The 18,337-nt window shown below is 62.8% G+C and carries 18 protein-coding genes; 11 read left to right on the forward strand and 7 right to left on the reverse strand.

The window, feature by feature from the left end:
- The first annotated feature begins 108 nt into the window (after window positions 1-108).
- The 8 genes from ABT375_RS21590 (at window position 109) to ABT375_RS21625 (ending at window position 10,481) form a co-directional block, all read left to right on the forward strand.
- Window positions 109-564: a MarR family winged helix-turn-helix transcriptional regulator gene (locus tag ABT375_RS21590; protein WP_224550648.1), complete on the forward strand. Its 456-nt coding sequence runs from the start codon at window positions 109-111 to the stop codon at window positions 562-564.
- Window positions 565-837: 273 nt separating this feature from the next.
- The gene (locus ABT375_RS21595; protein ID WP_261936966.1) at window positions 838-3,345 is read left to right on the forward strand and encodes a TonB-dependent receptor; all 2,508 of its coding nucleotides are present in this window, start codon (window positions 838-840) and stop codon (window positions 3,343-3,345) included.
- A 64-nt stretch (window positions 3,346-3,409) separates the two neighbouring features.
- Entirely contained in the window at window positions 3,410-4,177 is a 768-nt protein-coding gene (locus ABT375_RS21600) for a glutathione S-transferase family protein (protein ID WP_261936967.1), read from the forward strand.
- Window positions 4,174-4,923 (forward strand): glutathione S-transferase family protein, encoded by a 750-nt coding sequence (locus ABT375_RS21605; protein ID WP_416465202.1) that lies wholly within the window; start codon window positions 4,174-4,176, stop codon window positions 4,921-4,923. The genes ABT375_RS21600 and ABT375_RS21605 overlap by 4 nt, the downstream gene beginning before the upstream one ends.
- 4 nt (window positions 4,924-4,927) lie before the next feature.
- Window positions 4,928-6,490 (forward strand): AMP-binding protein, encoded by a 1,563-nt coding sequence (locus ABT375_RS21610; RefSeq protein WP_416465204.1) that lies wholly within the window; start codon window positions 4,928-4,930, stop codon window positions 6,488-6,490.
- A gap of 41 nt (window positions 6,491-6,531) precedes the next feature.
- The gene (locus tag ABT375_RS21615) at window positions 6,532-8,661 is read left to right on the forward strand and encodes a PQQ-dependent dehydrogenase, methanol/ethanol family (protein WP_416465205.1); all 2,130 of its coding nucleotides are present in this window, start codon (window positions 6,532-6,534) and stop codon (window positions 8,659-8,661) included.
- Complete coding sequence (locus tag ABT375_RS21620) at window positions 8,651-9,520, forward strand: amidohydrolase family protein (RefSeq protein WP_224550642.1); 870 nt, start codon at window positions 8,651-8,653, stop codon at window positions 9,518-9,520. Before ABT375_RS21615 ends, ABT375_RS21620 begins: the two co-directional genes overlap by 11 nt.
- 175 nt (window positions 9,521-9,695) lie before the next feature.
- Complete coding sequence (locus tag ABT375_RS21625; RefSeq protein WP_416465207.1) at window positions 9,696-10,481, forward strand: class I SAM-dependent methyltransferase; 786 nt, start codon at window positions 9,696-9,698, stop codon at window positions 10,479-10,481.
- Between the two features lie 159 nt (window positions 10,482-10,640).
- On the opposite strand, the gene ABT375_RS21630 is transcribed toward ABT375_RS21625, so the two are convergent.
- From ABT375_RS21630 to ABT375_RS21640, 3 genes are read right to left on the reverse strand one after another with little or no spacing between them, the layout of a single operon-like run.
- Window positions 10,641-11,534: an SDR family oxidoreductase gene (locus tag ABT375_RS21630; RefSeq protein WP_416465209.1), complete on the reverse strand. Its 894-nt coding sequence runs from the start codon at window positions 11,532-11,534 to the stop codon at window positions 10,641-10,643.
- Window positions 11,531-12,466 (reverse strand): SDR family NAD(P)-dependent oxidoreductase, encoded by a 936-nt coding sequence (locus ABT375_RS21635; protein ID WP_416465211.1) that lies wholly within the window; start codon window positions 12,464-12,466, stop codon window positions 11,531-11,533. Before ABT375_RS21635 ends, ABT375_RS21630 begins: the two co-directional genes overlap by 4 nt.
- Window positions 12,467-12,480: 14 nt before the next feature.
- The gene (locus ABT375_RS21640) at window positions 12,481-13,356 is read right to left on the reverse strand and encodes a 3-keto-5-aminohexanoate cleavage protein (RefSeq protein WP_416465213.1); all 876 of its coding nucleotides are present in this window, start codon (window positions 13,354-13,356) and stop codon (window positions 12,481-12,483) included.
- Window positions 13,357-13,475: 119 nt separating this feature from the next.
- Between ABT375_RS21640 and ABT375_RS21645 the strand changes: the two genes are divergently transcribed.
- Complete coding sequence (locus tag ABT375_RS21645) at window positions 13,476-14,309, forward strand: helix-turn-helix transcriptional regulator (RefSeq protein WP_261936976.1); 834 nt, start codon at window positions 13,476-13,478, stop codon at window positions 14,307-14,309.
- A 10-nt stretch (window positions 14,310-14,319) separates the two neighbouring features.
- On the opposite strand, the gene ABT375_RS21650 is transcribed toward ABT375_RS21645, so the two are convergent.
- From ABT375_RS21650 to ABT375_RS21665, 4 genes are all read right to left on the reverse strand, one after another.
- Window positions 14,320-14,583, reverse strand: a complete 264-nt coding sequence (locus ABT375_RS21650) for a hypothetical protein (protein ID WP_261936977.1) — start codon at window positions 14,581-14,583, stop codon at window positions 14,320-14,322.
- Between the two features lie 51 nt (window positions 14,584-14,634).
- Window positions 14,635-15,306, reverse strand: a complete 672-nt coding sequence (locus tag ABT375_RS21655; RefSeq protein WP_224550635.1) for a DUF4197 domain-containing protein — start codon at window positions 15,304-15,306, stop codon at window positions 14,635-14,637.
- 133 nt (window positions 15,307-15,439) lie between these two features.
- Window positions 15,440-15,862 carry an acyl-CoA thioesterase gene (locus ABT375_RS21660; RefSeq protein ID WP_261936978.1) on the reverse strand — a complete coding sequence of 141 codons (423 nt, stop codon included), beginning with the start codon at window positions 15,860-15,862 and terminating at the stop codon, window positions 15,440-15,442.
- Entirely contained in the window at window positions 15,859-16,527 is a 669-nt protein-coding gene (locus ABT375_RS21665) for a glutathione S-transferase family protein (RefSeq protein WP_416465896.1), read from the reverse strand. The genes ABT375_RS21660 and ABT375_RS21665 overlap by 4 nt, the downstream gene beginning before the upstream one ends.
- A gap of 223 nt (window positions 16,528-16,750) precedes the next feature.
- Between ABT375_RS21665 and ABT375_RS21670 the strand changes: the two genes are divergently transcribed.
- The gene (locus ABT375_RS21670; protein ID WP_261936980.1) at window positions 16,751-17,503 is read left to right on the forward strand and encodes a glutathione S-transferase family protein; all 753 of its coding nucleotides are present in this window, start codon (window positions 16,751-16,753) and stop codon (window positions 17,501-17,503) included.
- Window positions 17,504-17,545: 42 nt separating this feature from the next.
- Window positions 17,546-18,328, forward strand: coding sequence for a glutathione S-transferase family protein (locus tag ABT375_RS21675; protein WP_416465898.1), 783 nt, complete (start codon window positions 17,546-17,548; stop codon window positions 18,326-18,328).
- The last annotated feature ends 9 nt before the right edge of the window (window positions 18,329-18,337 follow it).

The following is an 18,337-nucleotide window of genomic DNA, read 5'->3' on the forward strand; positions in this document are numbered from 1 at the left end:
GATCCTCTCCCTGTTCTGGTTGAAGATATTGTATGTGACACTCACATTTTTTCAAGGCCAAGGATTGACGGGCCAGCGCTTACTGCGCACACTGTTACTATGAATACCATGAATGACCTGGAACCGCTCGACCTCTTCCCCGACCCTCGCCTCAGCGGCATAGACGGCCTGGTCGGTTTTCATATTCGACTGGCAAGCGCCGCCGTCTATCAACATTTCACCGAAACCTTCAGCGACCTCGGCCTCACCCAGAAGCAGGTTGCCGTCCTCTGGCTGATCGAGGATCAGCCCGGCATCGCTCAAGCGGATATCGGCCGCCGCTTGAAAATGGACCGGGCGAGCGTGATGGCCATCGTCAATCGAATGCAGGACCGCGGTTTTCTGACCCGCGGCGCGTCCGCGCAGGATCGCCGCCGCCAGACATTAAGCCTGACCGACGGTGGCCGCGACTCGCTGACGCAGGCCCGCGCCTGCATCGCCGAGCATGAGAATTGGCTGAAGGCGCGGTTCAGCCCGGCCGAAACCGCGATGCTGGTGGAACTGCTGCGGCGCGTCTACGTCTGAACGCACCATTGGCGGAACAAAGGATTTTCAGGGCTTTCTCTCTCCGCCCCCGATCATCCTGTCACTGCCACTACCACCAATAGAAACAACAGCATTATTTGCCCTCTCGCAATGAAGGCAAATAGTGCGACAATGTTCGTTGCGAGGTCGATGAGGCTCTTGCATCGGATAAAATTGTATGTCTTACTAACAATCGACGCACAGCAGCGTCACAGGCGGGTCACGTTCGGACAGGACGGATCTCAAAAGCCGGATTAGGAGAGGGGATTACCCATGCAACACGATCTTCGTGCAATGATGTCGCGCGCCCTGTTGGCGTCAGCCTCCATCCTCGCAATCACTACACCAGCGTCGGCGCAATCATCGGCCCAACCGCCCGCGGCCGCCCCGCAGGCCGCCGAGCAGGATGGCGCGTCGCAAAGTTCGGTCGCCGATATCGTCGTTACCGCCCAGTTCCGCGCCCAGCGGTTGCAGGACACGCCGATCTCCATCACCGCCGTCGGCGCCGCCGAGCTGGAGGCCAAGAGTCAGACCAACCTGGCGCAGATGGCCGATTCCGCGCCCAACGTGTCGTTGAAGCCGCAGGGCGCCTCTTTCGGCCCGTCCATCACCGCCTCGATCCGCGGTGTCGGCCAGAACGACTTCAACCCCGCTTATGAACCGGGCGTCGGCATCTATATCGACGATGTCTATTATCCGCAGTTGACCGGCGCGGTGTTCGAACTGCTCGACCTCGACCGGGTCGAAATCCTGCGCGGGCCTCAGGGCACGCTGGCCGGCCGCAACGCCGAGGGCGGCGCGATCAAGCTCTATTCCAAGCGTCCGTCGGGCGATGGCGGCGGCTTCGTTGAGGTCAATTACGGCATCCGCAACCGGATCGGTATTCGCGCCGCCGCCGATTTCGGCATCACCGACACGCTCGCCGTCCGCATCTCCGGCGTCGCCAAGCAGCAGGAAGGGTTCGTCGACCGGATCGATTATGGCTGCGCCAATCCCGGCAGCGGCATTCCCTCCACCCAGCCCGCAGGCGACTGCACCATCAGCAAGCTGGGCGGCGTGGGCTATCAGGCGATCCGCGCCATCGCCTTCTGGGAACCCAGCGACAAGCTGGATGTCACGGTCATCGGCGACTATACCCGCGACGAACATACGATCGCCGGCGAAGTGCTGATCGCGACCAACCCCGTCAATTCGCCCAACACCAATCCGGCGCCGGGCGTCGTCTATGACGACCGCTTCATCTGCGGTCGTTATTGCAACTATATCGGCACCGGTCAGCCCGCCGGCGTGTGGACACCGCCGATCCCGGTCGATCCCTTCGGCGCGGCGGGCACGCCGCTGGCTGCGACGCAGGGCACCGACCGCAGCCTCTACAAGGGCTGGGGCGTGTCGGGCCAGATCAACTATGCGCTGTCCGATGCGTTCAAATTGTCGTCCATCACCGGATACCGCACCTTCAACACCCAGTTCGATTCCGATGACGATATATCCCCCGCCAATATCGGTTTCGGCCGCAACTATCTTGAAAATTGGAGCTTCAGCCAGGAAGTCCGGCTGAACGCGGAGCTGGGCGACAATCTCAACGCCACGGTCGGCGGCTATTATTTCAAGCAGAAGTCGACCTATGACTCGCTCCAGGACATCCGCTACGTCCCGGTCTATCCGCTGCAATTCCGCCAGCCCGACCCGACCAAGGCGGAGGCCAAGGCGGCGTTCGCCCATCTGTCCTGGAAGCCGATCGACCGGCTGACCTTGAGCGGCGGCCTGCGCTACACCACGGAAAGCAAAGACCAGACCTATTATCGCCTGAACTATGACGGGACGGTCAACCGCTTCCTCGACCCGGTCGGTGCGGCCTATGGCATCGGCTATTCGGGCGCGGACACGCTCGATTATAACGGCAATGGCAACACCACCGAAACCGTGACTGCACTGTCGGGCCTTACCGCCCATTATAGCGCCAAGCGCTGGGACTATCGCATCGCGGCCGACTATCGCCTGACTGACAGCCTGATGGTCTATGGATCGGTATCCACCGGCTTCAAGGGTGGCGGCTCCAACCCGCGCCCCTTCAACACGCAGCAGGTCATCGCCTTCCGCCCGGAAAAGCTGACCGCCTATGAAATCGGCTTCAAGAGCGACTTCTTCAATCGCCGCGTCCGGTTGAACGCCGCGGCCTTCATCAACGACTATATCGATATCCAGATCCCGGTGCTGACCTGCCCCGGCGCACCTTGCGCCGCGCGGCTCAACGCCGGCGATGCGCGGGTCAAGGGGTTCGAGGCGGAACTGTCCGCCTACCCGATCGACGGCCTCGCGATCGACGCCTCGATCAGCTATCTCGACTTCAAATACAAGGCGAGCAGCCTCGATCCGGCAGCGGCCTATCCTACCAATCCGGGCGGCGTGTCGGCCAATGATCCGCCGGTGTCGCCACCCTGGAAGTTCAGCGTCGGCGCGCAATATAAGATCGACCTGGACAAGGCCGGCAGCCTGACCCCGCGCTTCGACGTCACCTATGAAGACAAGAAGTTCGGTGGCGCCGCAGTCATCAGTGGCGTCCGCGTCCTGAACTTCGTGCCTGCCTACACGCTCGCCAATGCGCGGCTGACCTGGCAGAATGCGGACGAGGATCTCGACGTCTCGTTCGAAGTCACCAACCTCTTCGACAAATATTATTATCTCTCCGTGTTCGACCTGCGCGGCGCGGGCGCGGGCGTGCGCAAGGCGCGCCCCGGCAATCCGCGCGAATGGGCGATCACGGTGAAGAAGAAATTCTAAGCCTCCCCCTCGGTCGGTCGGGCTGCGCACGCCCGGCCGGCTTCTTTTCGGAGACTCATCCGGCATGACCGACGTCACACTCTATCACTGGGAACCCAATGCCAATTCGGGCAAGCCGATGCTGGCGCTGTTCGAAAAGGGCGTCGCGTTCGACAGCCATTATCTCGACCTGCTGAATTTCGACCAGCACCGGCCCGATTATCTGGCGGTCAATCCGCTCGGCACTATCCCGGCCATGACCCATGGCAAGCTGGTGCTGACCGAATCCACCGCCATCATGGAATATGTGGATGAGGCGTTCGATGGCCCGCGCCTGATGCCCGCCGACCCGGTCGACCAGTGGCGCACGCGCTGGTGGATGAAGTTCATGGACCAGTGGCTCGCCCCCAGCTTCTCGATGATCGGCTGGAGCGTCTTCGTCGGCCCCTCGGTGCGGCAGAAAGACCCCGCGGAACTGGAAGCAGCGATCGACCGCATTCCGATGCCTGAACGGCGCGTCGCATGGCGCAAGGCGATCAACGGCGCCTTTTCGGCAGAGGAGATGACGGAATCGCAGCGCCGCGTCGCCCTCGGCATCGGCTATCTGGAACAGGCGCTGGGACAGCGGGAATGGCTGGCGTCGGACGAATATGGTCTGGCCGACATCAACGGCTTCAACCTCGCCTACGCCATGCCCTTGTCGCAGCCGCAGCTCTGCAATGACGAACTGACGCCCAATATCATGCGCTGGCTGCGCGCCATTTATGCGCGCCCCGCGACCCGCGCCTGCTGGGCGTTGGGCCGCACCGACCTCGCCCGCCGCATCTCCCTGCTCGAAAGCGAACCCGCATGACCAGCATCCTCTATCACGGCCAGCCCAATGGCCCGTCCTTCACCGTCCTCGCCGCCGCTTTCGAGAAAGGCGTCGATCCGGAATTGCGCACGATCGATCTGGTCGCGGGCGAGCGCCACTCGACCGCCCTGCCCCATCCCATCGAAGTCGATCAGTCGATCGAGGGCGAAGGGCCGGTCCTGATCGTGGGCGACGTTGCCATGACCGACAGCGTCTTCCTCGCCTGCTATCTGGATGAGGTGGGCAGCGGCCCCGCGATCCGCCCGGCCGATCCCTATGCCCGCTGGCAGATGATGGCCTGGTGCCGCTATGTGATCGAGCGCGTGGCCCCCGCCGCCGCCGCGCTGGGCAACGCCGCCGCCCCGCCAGCTTCGGTCCCCGCCGGCATCGCCAGCGCAGACCTCGCCGCCCGCTGGTCACAGGCGGTGGAAGGCAAGGTGGACGAAGCCCAACTGGCCGACAGCCGCACCAAGATCGCGCAGGCGGTCGAGAAGCTGGAAGCGCAACTGGCCGACGGCCGCGATTGGCTGATGGGCGATTTCACCATTGCCGACCTTGAAACCCATGCCTGGTTGGCCGGAATGCGCGGCCTCGTGCCCGAGGCCTTCGCCGCCGCGCCGCTGACCGACGCCTGGGAAGCGCGCCTGCGCGCCCGCCCCGCCGTGGCGCAGGCGCTGGGCCTCGCCACCGTTCCTGAACCCGAAGCGATCTGGGCCATCGGCCCGGAGATCAACCGCTGGGGCTGATGAGATGCGCGCGATCGATTATTTCGACCGGGGCCATGATCTTGGTCCGGAACGCCCCTGCCTGATCGACGCGGAGAGCGGCGAGGCGCTGAGCTTCGCGGCGGTCAGGGCGCTGACGATCAAGGTCGCCGCCGCCCTCCATGCGGCGGGCTTCCGTAACCAGCAGCCGGTCGCGCTCTATGGTCCCAACAGCGCGACGATGATGGTCGCACTGCTCGCCATCTGGCGCGCCAATGGTCAGTGGGTGCCGGTCAATACCCGCAACGCGATCGACGCCAATGCCGCCTATCTCGACTATGTCCGCTGCGGCTGGCTCTTCTATCACAGCAGCCAGGCGGAGGACGTGGCGGCACTCAAGGCCCGCGTCCCCAGCCTGACCCGTTTCGTCTGCCTAGACCGCGCGCATGATGGCGATCCCTCGCTCGACCAGTTCATTGCGAACAGCGAGTTGGACAGCTTGCCGGACTTTTCCGACCCCTTCGGCAAGCCCGACGACATCGTCGGCCTCTTCCCCACCGGGGGCACCACCGGCCCATCCAAGGGGGTGGTGGTCACCAATCTGGGCTGGGGCACGATGATCGAGACGCTGGCACAAGCGGTCGACGGGCGCACCAATTCACCTGTCTCGCTCGTTGTCGCACCGATCACCCATGCGGCCGGCCCGGTGGCGCTCGCTACCCTGTCGCTGGGCGCGACGCAGGTGATCCTGCCCGGCTTCGAGGCGGCCGCCGTGCTGGACACGATCGCGCGCCATCGCGTCACCCATGTCTATATGCCGCCGACCGCGCTCTACAACTTGCTCGACGCGCCGGAACGGGTGGGCAGCGACACGTCTTCGCTCAAGATATTCCTGCTGGTCGGCTCCCCCGTCTCGCCGGAGAAATTACGGCAGGCGGTGGAGATATTCGGCCCCTGCCTCTGCCAGGCCTATGGCCAGGTGGAATCGCCGATGATCGTCACATGGCTCTCGCCGGAGGATGTCGCAGCGGCGGCGTCGGGCGACCGGCCCGAACGGCTAGCCAGTTGCGGCCGGCCCAGCCGCTCCGTCCGGGTCGCGATCATGGGTGAGGACGGCGCGCTGCTGCCTGATGGCGAGGCGGGCGAACTGGTGGTGCGCGGCGTATTGGTGTCCCGCGAATATTATGACATGCCCGATGCCACGGCCGAAGTCCGCACCCATGGCTGGCACCATACGGGTGACGTCGCCCGGCGCGACAAGGACGGCTATCTTTATATCGTCGATCGCAAGAAGGACATGGTCGTGTCCGGTGGCTTCAACGTCTTTTCCGCCGAGGTGGAGGCCGCCGTCACGGAATTGCCCGCCGTGCGCGAATGTGCGGTGATCGGCATTCCGCATGAAAAATGGGGCGAGGCCGTCCACGCCATTGTCGTCGCCGACAATATCGGTGAAACAGAGATCATCTCCCATGCCAAGGCCCGGCTGGGCGGGGTGAAGGCGCCCAAGAGCGTCGCCTTCGTCCCCGCCATTCCCCGGACTGCCGCCGGAAAGATGGACAAGAAAGCCCTGCGCGCCGCCTATTGGACCGGCGCGCGGATGGTGAACTGAGCGAGATGCAGACATCCGCTCGACAAATGGAGAGGAAGAGGATGCGGGTCGCGATTGCGCTGCTGTTGGGAACGAGTCTGGCCCTGTCGGCCTGTGGCAAGGGCACGAGCCAGGACGTTACTGCCCCTGCCTCCACAGGCGGCGTGGACGCCGCCCGGATTATCGCCGCCAAGCCCGCCGAATGGCTGTCGACCGGCCGGACCTATGACGAGCAGCGCTTCAGCCCGCTGTCCGCGATCAATCAGGACACGGTCGGCAAACTGGGCCTCGCCTGGTCGGCCGACATGGACACCAATCGAGGGCAGGAAGCGACGCCGCTCTTCATCGACGGCACGCTCTATGTCTCGACCGCCTGGAGCATGGTGAAGGCCTATGATGCGCGCAGCGGCAAGCTGCTCTGGTCCTATGATCCGGAAGTGCCGCGCGACACTTTGGTCAAGGCCTGCTGCGACGCGGTCAATCGCGGCGTGGCGGCATGGGGCGACAAGATTTTCGTCGGCACGCTCGACGGCCGGCTGATCGCTGTCGATCGCAAGAGCGGCAAGCCGGTCTGGAGCAAAGTCACGCTCGACCAGACGAAGAATTACACCATCACCGGCGCGCCGCGCGTGGTGAACGGCATGGTCGTCATCGGCAATGGCGGCGCGGAATTCGGCGCGCGCGGCTATGTCGCCGCCTATGACGCCGACACCGGCATCGAAAAGTGGAAATTCTACACCGTCCCGGCCCAGCCCGGCACGGAAAAGGAGCCGGATTACCTCAAGAAAGCCGCCGCGACATGGTATGGCGAGTGGTGGAAGCAGGGCGGCGGCGGCACCGTGTGGGACGCCATGGCCTATGACCCGGAGCTAGACCTTCTCTATATCGGCGTCGGCAACGGATCGCCCTGGAACCAGGCCTATCGGTCCGATGGCAAGGGCGACAATCTCTATCTGTCCTCGATCGTCGCGGTTCATGCCAAGACGGGCGAATATGCCTGGCATTATCAGACCACGCCCGGCGACAGTTGGGATTTCACCGCCACCCAGCATATCATGCTGGCCGACATGGAGATGGGCGGGCAGAAGAAGAAAGTGCTGATGCAGGCGCCCAAGAACGGCTTCTTCTATATGCTGGATCGCACCAACGGGAAGCTGCTGTCGGCGAAGAATTTCGTGCCGGTCAACTGGGCCAGCGGCATCGACATGAAGACCGGGCGCCCGATCGAAAACCCGGAAGCGCGCTATTACAAGACCGGCAAACCCTTCATCGGATCGCCCGGTGCGACCGGCGCGCATAGCTGGCACCCTATGGCCTTCGATCCCAAGAGCCAGACCGTCTTCATCCCCGCCAACCTCGCCGCCTTCCCCTATATCCCGGAAAAGGGATGGAAGGCGAACAAGCTGGGCTTCAATGTCGGCGTCGATATCGCGGCCGCCGCCATGCCCGCCGACAAGGCGGTGCGGGATGCCGCGATGAAGGCGACCACCGGGGCGCTCATCGCCTGGGACCCGATCGCGCAGAAGGAAAAATGGCGCGTCTCCTACAAGGGGCCGTGGAATGGCGGCCTGCTCGCGACCGGCGGCGATCTGGTGTTTCAGGGGACGGCGACCGGTGACTTCAATGCTTACGCCACCAAGGATGGCCGCAAGCTTTGGTCCTTCCCGGCGCAGACCGGCATCGTCGCAGCCCCCATCAGCTATGAACTGGACGGGCAGCAATATGTGGCGGTGATGGCCGGCTGGGGCGGCGTCTGGGCGCTGGCGCCCGGTATCCTGTCCGACAAGAGCGGGCCCAGCCGGAACATCAGCCGGCTATTGGTATTCAAGCTGGACGGCAAGGGCGCCCTGCCCGCACCGCCGCCCCATTCGGCGATGCCGCTCGATCCGCCGCCCTCCACCGCCAGCGCAGCGGACATAGCCGCCGGCGGCGCACGTTTCGGCCGCTATTGCAGCACCTGCCATGGAGACGCCGCAGTTGGCGGCAGCATCGTCCCCGACCTGCGCCGCAGCGCCGCGCTGAACGACAGGGGCACATGGCAGATGATCGTGCATGACGGTGCGCTCAAGGATAATGGCATGGTCAGCTTCGCGTCGATCTTCTCAGCCAAGGAGATCGAAGATATCCGCGCTTATGTCATCCATCGCGCCAATGAGGACAAGACACTGGAAAGCAAGCCCAATGCCCGTTGATCCGACGAAGGTTATCGCCATCGACGTCCATGTTCATGCCGAAGTGTCGTGCCATGATCCCGAAGACCCGGTGATGGCCAAATATTTCGACGCGGCGTCGGCCTATTTCAAGGCGGACCGCAAGCGGCCGACCATTCCCGAAACCATCGCCTATTACCGGGCGCAAAATATCGCCTTCTGCCTGTTCACGGTCGATTGCGAGAGCGGGATAGGGGCCAAGCGGATCAGCAATTACGAGGTGGCGGAACTGGCCGCCAACGACAGCGACATCGTCATCCCCTTCGCCTCGATCGACCCGCGCAAGGGCAAGTTCGGCGCGCGCGAGGCCCGCGACCTGGTCGAGAATTATGGGGTGAAGGGCTTCAAGTTCCACGGCATCATGCAGGATTGCCACCCGGCCGACCGGGTTGCCTATCCCATCTATGAAGTGATCGCCGAATATAAGCTGCCCGCCATCTTCCATACCGGCCATTCGGGCATGGGGACGGGCATGCGCGGCGGCGGCGGGGTGCGGCTGAAATATGGCCAGCCAATCCTGGTGGACGATGTCGCGGTGGACTTTCCCGACATGAAGATCATCCTGGCCCATCCGAGCTGGCCCTGGACCGACGAAAGCCTGTCGATGGCCCTGCACAAGGACAATGTCTTCATGGACCTGTCCGGCTGGTCGCCCAAATATTTCCCCAAACAGGTGATCCAGTACGCCAACACACAGTTGAAACATAAGATGCTGTTCGGCTCCGACTGGCCGTTGATCCGCCCTGAAAAATGGATCTACGCCGCGCGGGAAGCGGGCTTCCGCGACGAGGTGCTGCCGCTCATCATGAAGGATAATGCGGTCAAGCTGCTGGGGCTGTAATCGGGATCCGGCTGCCTTGGGAATAGCGAATGGATTGGCTGTTTGCGAAGACTCCAAAGCATATCCCCATCGAAATTCCATTTAATTATCGACATTAGCTGTTGCGCCAATTGACAGGGCCGACGTCTTCGACGGATAAGCGAGCGGATGCTGCCAAAGCTACTCTGAAAGGGTAATGATGGAACTTGATTTGAACAGCATACCGTCCGATTTCGAGGGCAGACGCCAGCATGCTCTGAATAAAATTCAGGACCACATCGAACCTGGTGCCCATGCAGGTCGGTTTCTGGATATTGGATGTGGATCAGGTAACGGCGTCATTGCTGCATTACAGGCAGGATTCAAAACAGCAGTAGGCATAGATCGTAGTTTCACAGGATTTTCTTGGTTCAGCATTGAAGAATTCGATAACATTTGCAAAGCCTATGATATTGATGCTGCACGATCATTAATGATCGAAGCAGATATATTCAAATGCAAGCTTCAGCCAAAGAGTTTTTCATGCGTCATGATGCTCGATAGTATTGAGCATGTTCCCAATCCTAAAGCCTTTATCGATGTAGCTGCAAACTGTGTCGCGCCGGGAGGTTACTTCCTTCTCGATACCTGCCCCCTATTCTACTCCAATGTCGGACATCATTTATTTGATGACTTTGGGCCAGAAAAATTTCCATGGGCGCATCTCCGAAAGGATTTCACCAATCTTGTCGAAGAGCATAAGGTTTCTTCTTGGAGCATGCAGTATTTTGAAGAATTGAACAAAGTTACTCATGCAGAACTTATCAGATATGTTGTCGACGCCGGTCTTGAGATCATAAAGGAGCATAAGCAGCTTCCAACACAAGAAACCATGGCATTATTAGAAGAAAATCGCGATTTTTTGAATTTGGAAGGCGTCGATGAAGCAACATTGTTCGAAGACTGGATCTTGCTTGTTGCTCAACGCCCAACCGATAAGTGAAATGAGCCAGGACTATAGGCTAAAAGGATGTTCTGCCTGACCAACCTTGCCTGATGGGGCATATCCAATGGAGCTGGTGATAGACACCATGGCATCCACTGAAATCTCCCGAAAAAGCTGACCGGGCGGCCCCCTTTATCCACCCGGCCAGAGGCATTTTCAGCTGTCGACCTTTTCCCGCTTCTCGCCGCCCGGCACGCCATGGGCGACGCGCTTTTCATAGTCAGGATCGTCTTCGGGCCGCGCGACTGCCGCCATCACCCGTCCGTGTATCTCCTCCAGCGTGCCGTGAAATTCCGGATAGGGCAGGATGTAGAGTTGGTTCGCCTCCACGCCCTTCAGCACATATTGGGCCAGAACTTCCGGCTCCATGCCGACCGCGATCACCCGTTTGAGATGCGCCATCACTTCGGGGTCTGCACCATAATATCCGCTATTCTGCTGATGCGCCGGCCGGGTCAGCACCGCTTCATGGATATTGCTGTTGACCGCGCCGGGACACAACATCGATACGCCGATGCCATGATCGGCCAGGTCCAGCGCCAGGCATTCGCTCAGGCCCCGGATCGCCATCTTGGAGGTGCAATAGATGCCGGTCCCCTTGAGCGCGACGAAGGCGGACATCGACGCGGTGTTGACGATATGCCCGCCCTTGCCCCGCTCGATCATGCGCGGCACGAAGGTCTGGATGCCGTTGATGACCGCCTTCAGATTGACGTCCAGTTGCCAGTCCCAATCGTCATAGGTGGCGTTCTGGAGCGGGCCGAAGATCGATACCCCCGCCGTGTTGAACAGCAACTCGACCGGCCCCAGCTTCGCCTCGACATCGTCGGCGGCGCGGGCATAGGCGGCGCGGTCGGTGACATCCAGCTTTACCGCCATCACCGCAAGCTCGCGCCCCTCGAACCAGGCCATCGCCTCGTCCAGATGATCCTGCCGGATGTCGGCGATCGCCACCTTGCATCCAGCCTGCGCGAAGACCTTTGCCTGGCCCAGCGCCACGCCCGATCCTCCGCCGGTGATGAAGGCGGTGCGCCCCGCGACCTGCGTCATGCCGCCAGTTCCCTCGCCTTGCGCCGCGCCAACTGTTCGTCGAACACCGGATTGCCGAGCAGGAAGCCGATTTCCTTCGCCCGGTCCTGATTGATCGTCTCATCGGGGAAGGACGCCAGGATCGCGTCGAAGCGCGTCCGCATCCCGGCGGCGAATTCGGGGTGGGTCAGGATGTAGAGGTCGTTGGCACGGATGCCGGCCAGCACCCGTTCGCCAACCTCGTCCGCGCTCATCCAAAGCGGCGACACGGGCCGCTTTTCCAGTTCCTCCTCGCGCTGGCGATAGCCGCTATCCTCGCGATATTCGGCGGGACGCAGTTCGCCGCTATGCGCGATATTGCTCTGCACCGGGCCGGGCATGAAGGCGGAGACGCCGATATTCTCCGCCGCCAGTTCGCCGCGAATGGCCTCGGAAATGCCCAGTACGGCCGCCTTGGCCGCGGTGTAGATGGCCGAATAGCCGATCGGGATCAGCGCCGATTGGGACGATGTGGTGACGATCTGCCCGCCCTCGCCATGCGCCTTGATGCGCGGCAGGATCGTGACCAGACCGTTGATGACCCCGCCCAGATTGACGCCCATGCCCCAGTCCCAATCGTCGAAACGCGCGTCCAGCACCGGCCCCATCACACCCACGCCGGCATTGCCGATCAGGATGTGAATCTTGCCGAAGCGCGCCTCCGCCGCATCGGCGGCGCGGGCGAAACCGGCACGGTCGGTGACGTCCAGTTGCACGGTTTCCACCTGTCCATCGGCGGCCAGATCGGCCTTCGCCTGCGCCAGGGCGTCCTCGCGAATGTCCGCGATCACGACATTGGCGCCGGCCCGCACCAGCGCGCGGGCTATCCCTAGGCCTATGCCGTTCGCGCCGCCGGTGATGAAGGCCGTGCGGCCGCTGACGTCGCCCATGGGCGCTGCTGCTGTCTGTGTCATATCGATCCTCTCCCTTATTGTTTCAGGCCCAGCATCGCCCGCGCTTCGCCGGCACTGGCGACATCCGCGCCGATGCGTTCGATGATTTCGACGCCCCAGCGCACCAGGTCGGCATTGTCCTGCGCCATCCTGCCCTTGCGCAGGTAGATCGTATCCTCGAATCCCACGCGGATATTGCCACCCAGCAGCGCGGACTGCGCTGCCATGGGGAAGCTGTGACGGCTGACGCCAAAGCCGGTGAACTGCGCGCCGCGCGGAATCTGGTTCCTGGAATAGAGCATCGCCTCGGTGGTCGCGGGCAGGCCATATTTGGTGCCCAGAACGAAGGTGAAGGGCACATTCTTGGGAATGGCGCCCTTGGCCATCAGATCGTCGGCGAAGACGAAGTCGCCCGCCTCGAAACATTCGATCTCCGGCAGCACCCCGGCGTTCTGGATCATATGCCCCATCTTGGTGATCATGGGGTCGAGGTTGATCGCCACCCCACCCCATAGCTGCATCGTGCAGATGTCGAGCGTGCACATATCGGGCTTGAGATCGAGAATATGTTCCAGCCGCCGTTCGGCGGTGAACATCAAGGTGCCGGGGCCGCAGACGGCGGGATCTTCATCCCCCTGCATCCAGGTACAGCCCGGCCCGGTGGTGACGTTCAGGATCACTTCGTTGTTCTTGGCGCGGATCAGGCCGACGACCTCGCGATAATCGTCCAGCGCCTGTGACGGGTCGCCAGTCTCGCGATCCCGCACATGCAGATGGATGATCGCCGCGCCCGCCTCCGCCGCCGCCAGCGCTTCGGCCGCGACATGATCGGGGCGGAAGGGGAAATTGGGGTGCGCCGGCATCGGCGAACTCCCGGTCACCGCGCAGGTCACAAATAGCTTGCCAGCCAATCTTACTCTCCTGTCCAGTCTCGGCTATGCTGCCGATCGCAGACCACAGGGTCTTGCAGAGGCGACGGCCCGCAAGAAGGCCGGTGGATGTCCCATTATTGCGAGTAACTGGATAAGGCATGGCACAAAGGGAAGAATTGTCGCGGTTCCTGAAAGCCGCGCGGGCGAAGCTGGCCCCGGTCGAAGTCGGCCTGCCCGCCGGCGAACGCCGCCGCACCCGCGGCCTGCGGCGCGAGGAGGTGGCGACGCTCGCGGGGATGAGCGTGACCTGGTACACATGGTTCGAGCAAGGGCGGGAAGTCCAGCTATCCGCGCCGATGCTGGAACGATTGAGCCGCACCCTGCGCCTGAGCGCCAACGAGCGCGAATTCCTCTTTGCCCTGGCCCAGCATCGTCCGCCGCCATTGGCGCGCCGGCCCGACGAAACGATCCATGCCGGCACCCAGCATCTGATGGATGCCTTGTCGATCCCGGCGCTGGTGATCGTGGAGGACTGGACGGTGATCGGCTGGAACCGGCTCGTCGGTCGGGCTTTTCGCGATTACAGCAAATTGCCGCGGGAGGAGCGCAACCTGTTCCGCATCCTGATGCTGAACCCGCGCTACCGCGCCGACCCGGAGAAATTCCAGGACATGTGCCGCCGGCTGATCGCCCGTTTCAAATGGGACTATAGCCGCACCGCCCAGCCGGAAGTGTTCGAAGGCATCATCGCCGACATGATGGACCAGTCCGAATTTTTCCAGCTTTATTGGCAGGAATCGGAAATCATGGCGCATTTCGAGGACACGAACATCGCCGACATGCCCGGTGTGGGTGAAATCATGTTCCGCCACACCAGCTATGCGATCGAGGAAGCGCCGGGCCAGCGCCTGCTGCTGTTCGCGCCGCTGGACGATGTCAGCGCCGCGCGCCTCGCCAAGCTGGTGGCGGAGACAGAGAGCGTCGCTGCCTGACAGGCGACGCTCAGTTGGTCTCGCGCTTCAGTCGATCGGCCAGCGCCGCAATCTCATCCGGCTCCAGCAGCCAGGTGCGCGTCTTGCGCCCCTCGCGGTGGACGGGCTGGGTCAGCAGCACGCGCGCCTGCGCCTTCGCTTCGGGCTTATAGAGGCCATAATGGACGGCGCAGTCGCGTATCGTGCCGATCAGCGGCGGCTTGCCGTCCAGATCGATCATGGTCGCGGGCTGATCCCAGGGGATGGCGGCGACGCCGGGATATTTCTGTTCCATGGCGCCGGGGACACCACGCCCCGGCGCCGAAATCAAGACCTAAGCCAAAAACTATCGCAGCAAGGCCATCAGGATCGGGTCGCGCGTGGCGCCCGGATCGCGGCGAATCTCCGCCTCCTCGCGCCCGATCGCGCGGAATATCGCGTCGCCGATCTGGCCGGAGACGTTGTCGGCCAGCGCCGCATAATCCCGGCCGCCGCTGGCGGAAAGCGCGGCAGACAGCATTTCGAACATGTCCGACCGCAACGCGCGCGACGCGCCGGGTAGCAACGCCTCGACCACCGAGCCGCGCGCTTCCCGCGCCAGCAGGTCCGTCGCTGCCGTCGGTCCGCCGCGCAGCACCGACACGGCGTCAGCCAGCGTCATGCGCTGCACCGCGTCCATCACGATCGGGGTCGCATTATCGGCCAAGTCGACCGCGACATCATTGAGCGATCGCGCAACCTGATTGCGCACCGCATTGGTGCGCAGCAGTGCAGACAGCACCGCGCCGCCTTTGCCGCCGCTCAGGTCGGGCGGGACGATGCGCGTCAACTGGTCGTCATAGAAGCCGCCCGGTTCGGTCAGCCGGGCAAAGGCCCGCTCGCTTGACAGTTGGAGCAGGCGGCGCACGGCATCCTCAACCGTATAGCGGCCCATCGGCGTGGCGCAGGCGGCCAGCGGCAACAGCGCCAATGCCGCGATCAGGCTGCGCCTGTCGGAAAGGCCGAATGATTGCTCCATGACGCATCTCCCTTTTTTGCAGGGGACGCTATGGCGTGGTCAGGCTTGCCGGGCGCTGAACGTGGATAAGGCCATAATCTCCGTTCGCTTCGAGCGTGTCGAGAAGCGGCTGGCACTGCACGAGCGTTTGTTGCTATTTGGCGAACAACGCCCTGACGGCATCCGGCACCCGCTCCGCCCGCAATCCCCCCGGTCGGCTGGCGTCGGGCGCTGTCCATACCCGCTTTTCGACACATTCCACGCACAGCCGCCCGTCCAGCGACAATCGGTGCGCCACGGTGAAACTGCTGTTGCCGAAGACCGGCGCGTCGGCCTCCACCAGCGCGTCGTCGCCATAGGCGGTCGGCACGAAAAAGCGCGCCGATACATCGACCATCGGGAAGCCGGCGAAGGGCATGGTCGCCAGCATCTGCCGCTTCTTGGGCAGGCCGGCATGCTCGAACAGCAGCATGGTGCTCTCGCCGAAAATGTCGAAATATCTCGGGGCATGGACGATGCCGGCGGGGTCGCAATGCCCCCATTCGATGCGGACGATCCGCTGGAGGAAGGCGCTCACGCGAGGATAGTCTTTCCTTGCTTCGTGGTCTTCTCCGCCATGTCTTCGTCGGTCGGCGGGGTGGGGATGAGGAGCCCGCGCTGCACCGCGGGCCGCGCTGCAATCCTGTCGAACCAGCGCTGAAGGTTGGGGAAGCCGCCCATGTCGACGCCGGCCCAGTCATGGCCGCGCACCCAGGGGAAGCAGGCAATGTCGGCGATCGAATAGTCGCCGACCAGATAATCGCGGGTCGCGAGGTGCGTGTCCATCACGCCGAACAGGCGCTGGCTTTCACGCACATAGCGGTCGATCACCGATGGCAGTTTCTCGTCGAAATAGCGGTTGAAAACGGTCGCCTGCCCCATCATCGGGCCGAGGCCGGACATCTGCCACATCACCCATTGGATGACACGGCTGCGGTCCTGCGCGTCGGTGGGGATGAAGCGGCCGTATTTCTCCGCCAGATAGAGCAGGATCGCACCGGATTCGAAGATGGCGAAAGCGCCGGCGTCATGATCGACCAACGTCGGGATGCGGCCATTGGGATTGAGCGCGACATACCAGTCCTGTTTCTGGACGCGATCGGTCAGCGAAATCGGCGTCACCTTATAGGGCTCGCCCAGTTCCTCCAGCAGGATCGACACCTTCCACCCGTTGGGCGTCTCCGACGTCAGCAGTTCCAGCATCATTCTCTCCGGCTTTTCTTGTCACCATCCAAAGCAAAGCCTTGGCTCCACCGCAAGACGAGTGGCGGCGCTATCATTGAAACTGACAGGTTAAGCGGCCCGCGCTGCCGGGTAGTTCCGCTGATAGTATCGACAGACGACTTGCGGCCTGCCGGATCGATGGCCAGTTTCATGCCTGAAGGCGCACCAGACGCCATAACCATAAGGTGAGGATGAACAGCGCATGTTGACGCTCTACAGCTTCGGTCCGGCTGCCAACAGCCTGAAGCCCCTGCTGGCCCTGTATGAAAAGGGGCTGGATTTCACGCCCCGCTTCGTCGACCCGACCCGGTTCGAACATCATGAGGATTGGTTCAAGGCGATCAATCCGCGCGGTCAGGTGCCGGCGCTGGACCATGACGGCCATATCATCACCGAATCGACGGTGATCTGCGAATATCTGGAGGATGCCTTTCCGAATGCCATCCGCTTGCGCCCGACCGATCCGGTGCAGATCGCGGAGATGCGCGTCTGGACCAAATGGGTGGACGAATATTTCTGCTGGTGCGTGTCCACCATCGGCTGGGAACGGATGATCGGCCCGATGGCGCGCAAGCTGTCCGACGCCGAGTTCGAGGAGAAGCTGAAACATATCCCCATCCCCGAACAGCGAGCCAAGTGGCGCAGCGCCCGCGCCGGCTTCCCCCAGGCGGTGCTGGACGAGGAAATGCGCAAGATTCGCGTGTCGATCGACCGACTGGAACAGCGGCTGGCGCAGAGCCCCTGGCTGGCGGGCGACGACTATACGCTGGCCGATGTCTGCAACTTCGCGATCGCGAACGGGATGCAGTTTGGCTATGCCGACATCGTCAACGGGGAGGCGACGCCGCATCTGGTCGCCTGGATCGAGCGCATCAATGCCCGCCCCGCCGCGCAGGCCATGTTCGCCAAATCCAAGAGCGAAATGCCGCCCCGTCCCACCGCGACGGCGGCCTGATCCATGGGCTGGCAGGATGAACCGGTCGCGGGACGACTGCGCATGTACCATATTCCCGGCTGCCCCTTTTCCGAACGGATCGAGCTGCTGCTCGATCTGAAGGGATTGCAGGGCATCATGGCCGATCATGAGATCGACATAGCGCAGCCCCGCCCCGACTGGCTGCTCGCCAAGACGCGCGGCACCACCGCGCTGCCGGCGCTGGAGCTGGAAAATGGCGCCACGTTGAAGGAGAGCATGGTCATCATGCGCTATGTCGAGGATCGTTTCCCCGATCCGCCGGTGGCGCGGCAAGACCCCTACGAACATGCGGTCGAAGCGATGCTGTGCGCAACCGACGGGCAGTTCACCGGCGCGGGATACCGCATGATCCTCAACCGCGATCCGGCCAGGCGCGAGGAGCATAAGGCGGAAGTGGACGCGCAATATATGCGGCTGGACGACTATCTGCGCCACTACGCCCCGAATGGCGACTATCTGTTCGACCGGTTCGGCTGGGCGGAGGTCGCCTTCACGCCGATGTTCAAGCGGCTCTGGTTCCTCGACTATTATGAAGCCTATCAGATCCCCCAGCATCTGACCCGCCTGTTGCGCTGGCGCGAGGCCTGCCTGTCGCATCCGGTAGCGCAGCGCCATCATAGCCATCGGGAACTGATGACGCTCTATTATGATTACAGCCAGGGCGGCGGCAATGGTCGCCTGCCCGAAGGCCGCGCCATCTCCAGTTTCGCACTCGACCCCCGCTGGGACAGCCGCCCGCTGCCCCCGCGCGACAAATGGGGCGCGCCCGCCACCGACGCCGAACTCGGCCTTCTTCCCGCATAAGGATTTCCC

This window comes from Sphingomonas sp. VDB2 (genome assembly GCF_047946695.1).
Lineage (GTDB): Bacteria > Pseudomonadota > Alphaproteobacteria > Sphingomonadales > Sphingomonadaceae > Sphingobium > Sphingobium bisphenolicum.

Coding starts and splice junctions, on each gene's coding strand:
- ABT375_RS21590 (WP_224550648.1), top strand. CDS start 109: ATGAATGACCTGGAACCGCTCGACCTCTTCCCCGACCCTCGCCTCAGC.
- ABT375_RS21595 (WP_261936966.1), top strand. CDS start 838: ATGCAACACGATCTTCGTGCAATGATGTCGCGCGCCCTGTTGGCGTCA.
- ABT375_RS21600 (WP_261936967.1), top strand. CDS start 3,410: ATGACCGACGTCACACTCTATCACTGGGAACCCAATGCCAATTCGGGC.
- ABT375_RS21605 (WP_416465202.1), top strand. CDS start 4,174: ATGACCAGCATCCTCTATCACGGCCAGCCCAATGGCCCGTCCTTCACC.
- ABT375_RS21610 (WP_416465204.1), top strand. CDS start 4,928: ATGCGCGCGATCGATTATTTCGACCGGGGCCATGATCTTGGTCCGGAA.
- ABT375_RS21615 (WP_416465205.1), top strand. CDS start 6,532: ATGCGGGTCGCGATTGCGCTGCTGTTGGGAACGAGTCTGGCCCTGTCG.
- ABT375_RS21620 (WP_224550642.1), top strand. CDS start 8,651: ATGCCCGTTGATCCGACGAAGGTTATCGCCATCGACGTCCATGTTCAT.
- ABT375_RS21625 (WP_416465207.1), top strand. CDS start 9,696: ATGATGGAACTTGATTTGAACAGCATACCGTCCGATTTCGAGGGCAGA.
- ABT375_RS21630 (WP_416465209.1), bottom strand. CDS start 11,534: ATGACGCAGGTCGCGGGGCGCACCGCCTTCATCACCGGCGGAGGATCG.
- ABT375_RS21635 (WP_416465211.1), bottom strand. CDS start 12,466: ATGACACAGACAGCAGCAGCGCCCATGGGCGACGTCAGCGGCCGCACG.
- ABT375_RS21645 (WP_261936976.1), top strand. CDS start 13,476: ATGGCACAAAGGGAAGAATTGTCGCGGTTCCTGAAAGCCGCGCGGGCG.
- ABT375_RS21650 (WP_261936977.1), bottom strand. CDS start 14,583: ATGGAACAGAAATATCCCGGCGTCGCCGCCATCCCCTGGGATCAGCCC.
- ABT375_RS21655 (WP_224550635.1), bottom strand. CDS start 15,306: ATGGAGCAATCATTCGGCCTTTCCGACAGGCGCAGCCTGATCGCGGCA.
- ABT375_RS21665 (WP_416465896.1), bottom strand. CDS start 16,527: ATGCTGGAACTGCTGACGTCGGAGACGCCCAACGGGTGGAAGGTGTCG.
- ABT375_RS21670 (WP_261936980.1), top strand. CDS start 16,751: ATGTTGACGCTCTACAGCTTCGGTCCGGCTGCCAACAGCCTGAAGCCC.
- ABT375_RS21675 (WP_416465898.1), top strand. CDS start 17,546: ATGTACCATATTCCCGGCTGCCCCTTTTCCGAACGGATCGAGCTGCTG.